11 protein-coding genes and 1 pseudogene are annotated in these 10,300 nt (G+C 71.1%); 5 read left to right on the forward strand and 7 right to left on the reverse strand.

The features are described 5' to 3' along the window. Both manB and A5692_RS24690 read right to left on the reverse strand, forming a co-directional pair. Window positions 1-730, reverse strand: a pseudogene (manB, locus tag A5692_RS24685) (phosphomannomutase/phosphoglucomutase); the annotation flags it as partial. A gap of 118 nt (window positions 731-848) precedes the next feature. After that, window positions 849-1,298, reverse strand: a complete 450-nt coding sequence (locus A5692_RS24690; RefSeq protein WP_082963058.1) for a DUF3499 domain-containing protein — start codon at window positions 1,296-1,298, stop codon at window positions 849-851. A 172-nt stretch (window positions 1,299-1,470) separates the two neighbouring features. On the opposite strand from A5692_RS24690, the gene A5692_RS24695 reads away from it, so the two are divergent. Then, window positions 1,471-1,881 (forward strand): metallopeptidase family protein, encoded by a 411-nt coding sequence (locus A5692_RS24695; protein ID WP_067918280.1) that lies wholly within the window; start codon window positions 1,471-1,473, stop codon window positions 1,879-1,881. Between the two features lie 24 nt (window positions 1,882-1,905). Here A5692_RS24695 and A5692_RS24700 read toward each other — a convergent pair whose 3' ends face one another. Further along, on the reverse strand, window positions 1,906-2,244 hold the full coding sequence (locus A5692_RS24700; protein WP_007168083.1) for a WhiB family transcriptional regulator: 339 nt from the start codon (window positions 2,242-2,244) through the stop codon (window positions 1,906-1,908). 352 nt (window positions 2,245-2,596) lie between these two features. Between A5692_RS24700 and cofD the strand changes: the two genes are divergently transcribed. The 4 genes from cofD to A5692_RS24720 are packed head-to-tail and all read left to right on the forward strand — an operon-like array spanning window position 2,597 to window position 7,104. Next, window positions 2,597-3,598: a 2-phospho-L-lactate transferase gene (cofD, locus tag A5692_RS24705; protein WP_068061278.1), complete on the forward strand. Its 1,002-nt coding sequence runs from the start codon at window positions 2,597-2,599 to the stop codon at window positions 3,596-3,598. Beyond that, window positions 3,595-4,935, forward strand: coding sequence for a coenzyme F420-0:L-glutamate ligase (locus tag A5692_RS24710; protein ID WP_068061281.1), 1,341 nt, complete (start codon window positions 3,595-3,597; stop codon window positions 4,933-4,935). Before cofD ends, A5692_RS24710 begins: the two co-directional genes overlap by 4 nt. A 10-nt stretch (window positions 4,936-4,945) precedes the next feature. After that, a complete protein-coding gene (locus A5692_RS24715) occupies window positions 4,946-6,535 on the forward strand; it encodes a class I SAM-dependent methyltransferase (RefSeq protein WP_068061284.1) in 1,590 nt (529 codons plus the stop codon). Then, window positions 6,532-7,104, forward strand: a complete 573-nt coding sequence (locus A5692_RS24720; protein ID WP_068061298.1) for an NUDIX domain-containing protein — start codon at window positions 6,532-6,534, stop codon at window positions 7,102-7,104. Before A5692_RS24715 ends, A5692_RS24720 begins: the two co-directional genes overlap by 4 nt. An 8-nt stretch (window positions 7,105-7,112) precedes the next feature. Here A5692_RS24720 and A5692_RS24725 read toward each other — a convergent pair whose 3' ends face one another. From A5692_RS24725 to A5692_RS24740, 4 genes are all read right to left on the reverse strand, one after another. Continuing rightward, the gene (locus A5692_RS24725) at window positions 7,113-7,967 is read right to left on the reverse strand and encodes a hypothetical protein (protein ID WP_068061289.1); all 855 of its coding nucleotides are present in this window, start codon (window positions 7,965-7,967) and stop codon (window positions 7,113-7,115) included. Window positions 7,968-8,074: 107 nt separating this feature from the next. After that, the gene (locus A5692_RS24730) at window positions 8,075-9,154 is read right to left on the reverse strand and encodes a sugar phosphate nucleotidyltransferase (RefSeq protein WP_067918267.1); all 1,080 of its coding nucleotides are present in this window, start codon (window positions 9,152-9,154) and stop codon (window positions 8,075-8,077) included. After that, window positions 9,147-10,055: a glycosyltransferase family 2 protein gene (locus A5692_RS24735; protein ID WP_068061295.1), complete on the reverse strand. Its 909-nt coding sequence runs from the start codon at window positions 10,053-10,055 to the stop codon at window positions 9,147-9,149. The genes A5692_RS24730 and A5692_RS24735 overlap by 8 nt, the downstream gene beginning before the upstream one ends. After that, window positions 10,048-10,300, reverse strand: a 253-nt coding sequence (locus tag A5692_RS24740) for a sugar nucleotide-binding protein (RefSeq protein WP_156766261.1), incomplete at its 5' end; no start/stop codon positions are given. The genes A5692_RS24740 and A5692_RS24735, both read right to left, overlap by 8 nt.

The raw sequence follows: 10,300 nt of genomic DNA on the forward strand, positions 1-10,300 counted from the left end.
CCAGCCCGATGTCCGCACCCGTGTCGCGCACGTGGGCCTGCAGGTCGACCAGGTTGGCCGGGTCGAGCGGGTTGGCCTCGTGGTTGGGGAATGAACCGTCGAGCTCGAAGTACAACGGCAGCAAGGTGATCGAGTCGATCGCCCCGAGCACCGCGGGCGCGGTGAGACCGGCCATGCCGTTGCCGGCGTCGACGGCCACCCGCAGGGGCCGCAGCCCCGAGGTGCTCACCAGCGAACGCAGGAACGTCCCGTAGTCGTCCAGGACGTCGCGGTCGGTGGCGGTGCCGGGCTGCCCGTCGTACGGCTGCACCCCGGCGATCACGTCCTCGCTGATGGTGCGCAGGCCGCTGTCGGCGCCGACCGGCTTGGCGGCCGCCCGGCACAGCTTGATCCCGTTGTAGGCCGCCGGGTTGTGGCTCGCGGTGAACATGGCGCCGGGACAGTCCAGCGACCCGGAGGCAAAGTAGAGCTGATCGGTGGAGGACAGGCCGATCCGCACCACGTCCAGGCCCTGGCTCATCACCCCGGAGGCGAAGGCCGCGGCCAGCGCGGGCGAACTGTCGCGCATGTCATGGCCGATCACCACCTGCCGCGCGCCTTCGCCGCGCATCAGCCTGGCGAAGGCCGCCCCCAGGGCGGTGACCAACGGCTCGTCGAGCTCTTCGCCGACCAGCCCTCGCACGTCGTATGCCTTGACGACGCGGTGGACGGTCGCGGCGAGCCGAGACATGCGGGGGCCTCCTGACGCCTTGAACGGGTGTTCCTTCGCCTCTTGGCCGTCAGCCTATCGGCCCGCGGGAAACGGGGACCGCAGCGGTGCGCGCGGATCGCGGTCGACGCCCGAACGGCTAGTCACTGGGGTCGGGCAGCACCCGCAGATGCCCGCGGCGCCGGCCGGACCGATGCTCGGGCGGCGCGAGCACACTGCTGCTGGGCGCGGTGGCCTGCGACCCGGCGTGGGGGATGTGCGGGTCGGCGAAGCCGTTGATCGGGGCGCCGCCGTAGGGCACCGCGCGCTCGACGGGGCCGCCCTCGCGCACCGCATCGGCGAGGGCGACCAGGTCGTCCTCATCGGGATGGGTGGGCTCAGAAAAGAGGGGGCCGGCGTGGCGCACCAGATCCCACCCGCGGGGCGCGGTGATCCGGCCGGCATGGCCGACGCACAGGTCCCACGAATGGGGCTCCCGCGCGGTCGCGAGTGGTCCCACTACCGCCGTCGAGTCCGAGTAGACGAACGTCAAGGTCGCCACGGCGTAGTGCGGACACCCGGGCCGGCAACAGCGACGGGGAACGTTCACGCCGAAAGGCTATCGTGCGCAAACGCCGGCGAAGCGCCGGACACGCGCAACCGGCCGACCCCCGATGTTCAACCGTTACCATCGGCGCGTGGGCGATTCGCGCAGCTCCCCGCGGAGGGATCGGTCCCCGGGCCGATTCGCTTCCCGGCGGGGCCGCGATGTACGCGGTCCGCTGCTGCCGCCGACCGTGCCCGGGTGGCGCAGCCGGGCCGAGCGGTTTGACATGGCGGTGCTCGAGGCCTACGAACCCATCGAGCGGCATTGGCAGGCCCGCCTCGCCGAGCTCGACGTGGCGGTGGACGAGATCCCCCGCATCGCGGCCAAGGATCCCGACAGCGTGCAGTGGCCGCCTGAGGTCGTCGCCGACGGGCCGATCCCCCTGGCGCGATTGATCCCCGCCGGCGTCGACGTCCGCGGCAACGCCACGCGGGCGCGAATTGTCTTGTTCCGCAAGCCTATTGAGCGACGGGCGAAGGACACCGTCGAACTCGGTGATTTGCTGCACGAGATACTGGTGGCCCAGGTGGCCATCTACCTCGATGTCGAGCCGTCGGTCATCGACCCGACGATCGACGACGAATAACGCCGAAAGACGTTGTGCGCGGCGTCAGATGATGCCGCGCTTGAGGCGACGACGCTCCCGCTCGGAGAGGCCGCCCCAAATGCCGAAGCGCTCGTCGTGCTCCAGGGCGTACTCCAGGCACTCGTGGCGTACCTCGCACCCCAGGCAGATCTTCTTGGCCTCGCGGGTGGAGCCGCCCTTCTCCGGGAAGAAGGCCTCGGGGTCGGTCTGGGCGCACAGCGCCCGGTCCTGCCACTGGTCCGCGACGGGGGCCGGCATCGGCTCGGGCTCGAATGCGACTGGCGCATCGGGAACCACGGTCAGGTGCGGCCGGGCCGGTCGGACCGGCGCCGAGACGATGGGGGTGTGCGGCGTGCTCGCCATGACTCCTCGAAGATGTTCGTAAGACATACGGTCGTCCGCCTCCTCAATTTGATTGGGGGAGTGAGTGGTTCCCACTTTTCTGATGTGTACAGACAATTCGAACAAGTGATCGAATCTCGGTCTGCGACACCGGAACCGGCCGGCCAACCGGGAAATGACACTGTTGTGATTAGACACGGGTTGATCTGCCGGGTCAAGCATTACGGCGCATTTCCATACCATCTCGTGACCGAATTACGGCGTTTCCGTTGTTTTGCGCATTCGGCGTGTCGATCACACCGCCCGCAACTATGCTTAAGGGCCGCGTAACGGGCCGGCCACCACATAGTCGTCGGGCAGTACTGTCGTCCACGTGAAGGTCACCGTTCTGGTCGGTGGGGTTGGCGGCGCCCGCTTCCTGCTGGGGATTCAACAGTTGCTCGGGCTGGGTCAGTTCGCAACGCAAGAGCACCCAGACGCGGGAGCCGGCAACCACGAACTTAATGCAATCGTCAACATCGGCGACGACGCCTGGATTCATGGACTGCGGGTCTGCCCGGACTTGGACACTTGCATGTATACCTTAGGTGGAGGTGTAGACCCCGAGCGCGGGTGGGGTCACCGCGACGAAACCTGGCACGCCAAAGAGGAATTGGCGCGCTACGGCGTGCAGCCGGACTGGTTCGGACTCGGCGACCGGGATATCGCCACCCACCTGGTGCGCACCCAGATGCTGGGCGCCGGCTACCCGCTGTCGCAGATCACCACGGCGCTGTGCGATCGCTGGCAACCCGGTGCCCGGTTGCTGCCCGCGAGTGACGACCGCTGCGAGACGCACGTGGTGATCACCGATCCGGACGACGGCACCCGGCGCGCGATCCATTTCCAGGAGTGGTGGGTGCGCTATCGGGCCGACGTGCCCACGCACAGCTTCGCCTTCATCGGCGCCGAAAAGGCAACCGCCACAAGTGAAGCTGTCGCCGCCATCGCCGACGCCGACGTCATCCTGCTGGCGCCGTCGAACCCGGTGGTGAGCGTCGGCGCCATCCTGGCCGTGCCCGGCATTCGCGCGGCGTTGCGCTCGGCGACCGCCCCGGTCGTCGGGTACTCGCCGATCATCGGTGGAAAACCCTTGCGCGGCATGGCCGATGCGTGCCTGTCGGTGATCGGGGTGGACTCCACCGCGGAGGCGGTCGGCCGGCATTACGGGGCGCGCGGTGGCACCGGGATCCTGGATTGCTGGCTGGTGCACGAGGGCGACCACGCAGACATCGACGGCGTGGCGGTGCGCGCCGTGCCGCTGTTGATGACCGACCCCAAGGCGACGGCCGAGATGGTCCGCGCCGGGCTCGACCTCGCGGGCGTGGCCCCATGACGGAACACGGCACCGGCGCGGCGATCGAGATCCTGCCCGTCGCCGGGCTTCCCGAGTTCCGCCCCGGCGACGACCTGAGCGCGGCGCTGGCCGCGGCCGCCCCCTGGCTGCGCGACGGCGACGTCGTGGTGGTGACCAGCAAGGTGGTGTCCAAGTGTGAGGGTCGGCTGGTGCCCGCGCCGCAGGACGCCGAGGAGCGCGACCAACTCCGGCGCAAGCTGGTCGAGCAGGAGGCGGTGCGGGTGCTGGCGCGCAAGGGCCGCACCCTGATCACCGAGAACCGCATCGGCCTGATCCAGGCCGCCGCGGGCGTGGACGGATCCAACGTGGGCCGCGACGAACTGGCGCTGCTGCCGGTCGACCCCGACGGCAGCGCCGCGGCGCTGCGCGCCGGCCTGGCCGAACGACTGGGGGTCGACGTCGCGGTGGTCATCACCGACACGATGGGCCGCGCCTGGCGCAACGGTCAGATCGACGCGGCGGTGGGGTCGGCCGGTATGGCTGTGCTGCACGGCTATTCGGGGAGCGTCGACCGCCACGGCAACGAACTGGTGGTCACCGAGATCGCGGTCGCCGACGAGGTCGCCGCGGCGGCCGATCTGGTGAAGGGCAAATTGACCGCAATGCCGGTGGCGGTGGTGCGCGGCCTTGCCGTGTCCGACGACGGCTCGACCGCGCGGCAGCTGCTGCGGCCCGGCGAGGAAGACCTGTTCTGGCTCGGCACCGCCGAGGCCCTCGACGCGGGCCGCCGGCAGGCGCAGCTGTTGCGCCGATCGGTGCGCCGGTTCAGCGCCGAGCCGGTGGCGCCCGAGCTGATCGAAGCCGCCGTCGCCGAGGCCCTCACCGCCCCCGCCCCGCACCACACCCGGCCGGTCCGGTTCGTCTGGCTGCGGACTGACGACGTCCGGACGCGGCTGCTGGACCGCATGAAAGACAAGTGGCGGGCCGACCTCGCCGGCGACGGCAGACCCGCCGACTCGGTGGAACGCCGGGTGGCGCGCGGCCAGATCCTCTACGACGCGCCCGAGGTCGTCGTCCCGATGCTCATTCCCGAAGGCGCGCACGCGTATCCCGACGCCGCCCGCACCGACGCCGAGCACACCATGTTCACCGTGGCGGTCGGGGCGGCCGTGCAGGCCCTGTTGGTGGCGCTGGCCGTGCGCGGGGTGGGCAGCTGCTGGATCGGCTCGACGATCTTCGCCGCCGACCTGGTGCGCGCGGAGCTGGAGTTGCCCGCCGACTGGGAGCCGCTGGGCGCAGTCGCGATCGGCTACCCCGAGGAACCCGCCGGGCCGCGCGACCCGGCGGGCGCCGGGGATTTGTTGATCCGCAAGTGATACTGGCCGCATGAAAGAGTTCGCGGGCAAGGCGGCGGCCTCCGCCGAGAAGGCCCGCGGCGGCTACTACACGCCGGCGGCGGTGGCCCGGTTCCTCGCCCGCTGGGTGCGCGAAGCCGGACCGAGCGTGCTGGAACCCTCCTGCGGCGACGGCGCCATCCTGCGTGAGCTGGCCGCCCTCGGCGGGAGGATCCACGGCGTCGAGCTCGTCGCCGAAGAGGCGGCCACGGCACGGCAATTCGCTCCCGTCGACACCGCGAACCTGTTCACCTGGCTCGCCGCCACCGAGCCCGGCGGCTGGGACGGGGTCGCGGGCAATCCGCCCTACATCCGCTTCGGCAACTGGGCGGCCGAGCAGCGCGCCCCCGCGCTGGAGCTGATGCGGCGCGCGGGCCTGCGGCCCACCAGGCTGACCAACGCCTGGGTTCCCTTCGTGGTGGCGAGCTCGATGCTGGTGCGCGGCGGCGGCCGGGTGGGACTGGTGCTGCCCGCCGAGCTGCTTCAGGTCACCTACGCCGCGCAGCTGCGCGAGTTCCTGCTGAGCCGATTCAGCGACATCACGCTGGTGACGTTCCGGCGATTGGTGTTCGACGGCATCCTGCAGGAGGTCGTGTTGTTCTGCGGGATCGCCGGTCGCGGGCCCGCCCGGGTCCGCACGGTCGACGTGGCCGACGCCGATGCGCTCGCGGATGCCGACCTCGGCGTCGAATCGGCGCCCGCGCTGCTGCACGAGAACGAGAAGTGGACCACCTACTTCCTGGACCCGGCCGCGATCCGGCTGCTGCGCACGCTCAAGGCGTCGGCGGCCATGACCCGGCTGGGGTCGGTCGCCGAGGTCGACGTGGGCATCGTGACGGGACGCAACAGCTTCTTCACGTTCACCGACGCGCGGGCCCGCGCACTCGGGCTGCTGCCCCACTGCGTCCCGCTCGTCTCGCGCAGCGCGCAGTTGTCCGGCCTGTTCTACGACACCGATTGCCGGGCGGGCGATGTCGCCGCCGGGCACCGCGGCTGGCTGCTCAACGCGCCGCGCGAGCCGGCCGACGCCGCCCTGGCCGCGCACATCGACGCCGGTGCGGCCGCCGGGGTGGACCGCGGCTACAAGTGCTCGATCCGCAAGCCGTGGTGGACCACGCCCTCGCTGTGGATGCCCGACCTGTTCCTGCTGCGCCAGATCCACCTGACGCCGCGGCTGACCGTCAACGCCGCCGCGGCGACCAGCACCGACACGGTGCACCGGGTCCGGCTCGCCGCCGGGGTGGACCCCCAGACTGACCCCGCCGCGCTGGCCGCGGTGTTCCACAACAGCGTGACGTTCGCCTTCGCCGAGATCCTCGGCCGCAGTTACGGCGGGGGCATCTTGGAGCTGGAGCCCCGGGAAGCCGAGCAGCTGCCCATTCCCCCGCCGGCGCTCGCCGGCCCCGGGCTCGCCGGTGAAGTCGATCTGCTGTTGAAGGCCAACGAGATCGACAAGGCGCTCGACCTCGTCGACCGCCACGTCCTGATCGACGGGCTGGGGCTCGCGCCGGAGGCGGTGACGCGGTGCCGCGCGGCCTGGGTCTCGCTGCGAGACCGCCGGACGCGGCGGGGTTCTCGATGAGCGTCCGGGAGTCGGCGATCTCGCTGCTGTCCGACTGGCAGGCCCCGGATCCGGCGCAGGACGCGTTGCGGCACGCCGTCCTGGCCTTCGTGCTCGCCCGGCCCGACGCCTGCCGCCGGGAGTGCGTGCCGGGCCATGTCACCGCCTCGGCGTTGGTGGTCGACCACACCGGCGAGCGGGTACTGCTCACCCTGCACCCTCGCGTGGGCCGCTGGGTGCAGCTGGGCGGCCACTGCGACGACGACGACGGCGACGTCATCGCCGCGGCGCTGCGCGAGGCCACCGAGGAGTCCGGCGTCGACGGCCTGCGCATCGAGCCACGGCTGGCCGCCATCCACGTCCACCCCGTCACCTGCTCGTTGGGCGTGCCCACCCGCCACCTGGATCTGCAGTTCGTCGCGCACGCGCCGGCCGGCGCGCGGATCGCGATCAGCGACGAGTCGGAGGACCTGCGGTGGTGGCCGGCCGACGCGCTGCCCGACGGCGCCGACCACGCGCTGGCGTATTTGGTGGGGCGCCGCGCGCCCTTAGCCGCCGAGATCGACGCTAGCGCGGAAAAGTGCGAGTAGTTCGAGCGCTAACGTCGATCTCGGTGATATCCGCGGCGGTCCAATGCGCGAGACACGCGGTTGAGAATGTCATCGGGCTTGTCCTCGGCGATCACACGGATGACGACCCAGCCCATCTCTGCGAGTTTGGCTAGGCGCCACTGGTCGCGCACATATTGCCTTCGATCCGTGCGGTGTTGGTCGCCGTCGTACTCCACCGCGACCATGTAGTCCTCCCAGCCCATGTCGAGCACACCGACTAATCGCCAGCCCTGGTTGACGGGTATCTGCGTAGTCGGTTTCGGTAGGCCGGCTTCGATGAGTAGCAGGCGCAGCCAGCTTTCCTTCGGCGAGGCCGCGCCGCCGTCGACCAGGGGCAGCACCTCCGCCAGCCGCCGCAGACCGCGAGCGCCTTTGTACCGCTTCGCCAAGATAGAGACGTCTTCGAACGAGTATGGGGTGGCACGCATCAGCGCGTCGAGGCGCGCCAGCGCCTGGCTGCGCGGAAGGTGGCGGCCGAGATCGAAGGCGGTGCGGGCAACCGATGTCACCGGCAGCCGCTTGACGATGGTCACTTCGTCGTCGGCCAGCGTCTCGTTGCGGACGATCAGCCCGCGCTGGGGCCGGGCGTTCTTCGAGACGAGCTCGACGGGCGTGTCCGAGTCGACCCACCGCGCACCGTGGAGTGCGGATGCCGCGGTTCCCGCGATCACCGCTCGCCGGCGCGACCAGAGCCAGGCGCCAAAGACGCGGTCATCCAGCGACGGCTCGTGCCGCTTCGGGATGTAGACGTCGCGAAAGATCGGCCTATACCACCGGCGCAGCTGGTACTCGTTCAATGCGGCGGCCGCGATCGCATCGCTGCCCGAGAACACCTCCCCCATGAGGAGATGGTGGACGCAACCACCGACAGGCTCACCGAGATCGACGTCAGCGCGAAGAAGTTCGAGTGGACGTCACGGTGGCGTCGATCTCGGCGAAAAGAGGCGACCTAGACGTCGGACGAGTAGCGGATGCCGCCGTCGGGAATCGAAACCCCCGGCCACACGCGGGCGCCGCGCAGCAACTCGCAGCGCGCGCCGATGTCGGCGCCGTCGCCGATCACGCCGTCGCGGATCAGCGCGCGCGGACCGATGCGCGCGCCGAAGCCGATGATGGAGCGCTCGATCACGCTGCCCGCCTCGACCTTCACCCCGTCGAAGATCACGGCGCCGTCCAGCCGGACGCCGGGTCCGATCTCAGCGCCCCGCCCGACGACGGTTCCGCCGACCAGCACCGCGCCCGGCGACACCGCCGCGCCGTCGTGCACCAGCTGCTCGCCGCGGTGGCCGTGCAGCGCCGGCGACGGCGCGATGCCGCGCACCAGGTCCGCCGATCCCCGGACGAAGTCCTCCGGTGTGCCCATGTCCCGCCAGTAGGTGGCGTCGACGTAGCCGCACACCTTGACGTCCGGATCGGCGAGCAATGCGGGGAACACCTCGCGTTCGACGGACACCTCGCGCCCGCGCGGGATGCGGTCGATGATGTCGCGCGCGAACACGTAGGTGCCGGCGTTGATCTGATCGGTCGGCGGGTCCTGCGTCTTCTCCAAGAAGGCGGTGACCCGGCCGGTTTCGTCGGTGGTCACGCAGCCGAAGGCCCGCGGGTCGCCCACCCGGACCAGGTGCAGGGTGACGTCGGCCCGGTTGCTGCGATGGAAGTCGAGCATCTGACCCAGGTCGGCGCCCGACAGGACGTCGCCGTTGAACACCATCACGGTGTCGTGGCGCAGGTGGTCGGCGACGTTGGCGATGCCCCCGCCGGTCCCCAGCGGCCGGTCCTCGGTGACGTATTCGATCTGCAGGCCCAGCTTGGACCCGTCGCCGAACTCGGCCTCGAACACGGCGGCCTGATACGAGGTGCTCAGGATGACGTGCTCGATGCCCGCCGCGGCGACGCGCGACAGCAAGTGCGTCAGGAACGGCAGCCCGGCGGTGGGCAGCATGGGCTTGGGCGCCGACAGCGTCAGGGGCCGAAGCCGGGTGCCCTTGCCGCCGACCAGGATCACGGCATCGACTTGTGGGTTAGCCATCTGCGCGCCGCCCTTCCGCCAGTTTCCGTCTCCGATCGCGCAGCGCCCCACGCACCATCAGGCGGGAACGCAGCGCCAGCGCGGCCCGCAGCGCCCACCGCAGCGGCGCCAGCCACCACCCCGAATGCCGGTCGGCCAGGAACATATAGGTGCTCTTGTGGTGGGCCGCCAGGTGGCTCGCCGGGTCGTCCCCGGTGGAGTGCCCCTTGTGGTGCAGCACCTCGGCCGACGGCACGTAGACGCTCAGCCAGCCGGCCTTGCCGAGCCGGTCCCCGAGGTCGACGTCTTCCATGTACATGAAGTAGCGCTCGTCGAACCCGCCGACCTGGGCGAAGGCGGAACGGCGGACCAGCAGGCACGACCCGGACAGCCAGCCGACCGGGCGCTCGGTGGGCTCCAGCCGCTCCTGGCGGTAGGCCGCCGTCCACGGGTTGCGCTTCCAGATGGGCCCGACGACCGCGTGCATGCTGCCGCGGACCAGGCTCGGCAGATGGCGCGCCGACGGGTACACCGAGCCGTCGGGGTCGCGGATGAGCGGGCCCAGCGCGCCGGCGCGCGGCCACCGGGTGGCGGCCTCCAGCAGGGCGTCGATGCTGCCCGGCCCCCACTGCACGTCCGGGTTGGCCACGATCACCCAGTCGTCGTCGACGTCCGGCGTCTCGGCGAGCTGGGCGACCGCGCGGTTGACCGCGGTCCCGTAGCCGAGATTGGCCCCGGTGTGGAACAGCCGCACGTTGGGGTAGCGCTCGACCGCGGCCTGCGGGGTCCCGTCGGTGGAGCCGTTGTCGGCCATCACCACGCACACGGGCCGCTCAGTGGCCAGCGACAACGAGGCCAGGAATCGCTCGAGGTGTGGGCCCGGTGAGTAGGTCACCGTCACGACCGGCAGGACGTCAGTCACGCGTAGAGGGTAACGGTCGATCGGCGGCGGCCAGCGCCGCGACAAGTGCGGCGCGCCACGGCCTTAACGGCCGCAGGCCCGCCGCGGCGGACTCCCGTCCCGACAGCGCGGAGTAGCTGGGGCGCGGCGCGGGGCGGGGGAACTCGGCGGTGCTGACCGGCTGCACCCGGGCCGGGTCGGCGCCGCACTCGGAGAAGATCGCCCGGGTCTGCTCGAAGCGGGACACCGCGCCCTCGTTGGCGGCG

The organism is Mycobacterium sp. E342 (assembly GCF_001667665.1).
Taxonomy (GTDB): Bacteria; Actinomycetota; Actinomycetes; order Mycobacteriales; family Mycobacteriaceae; genus Mycobacterium.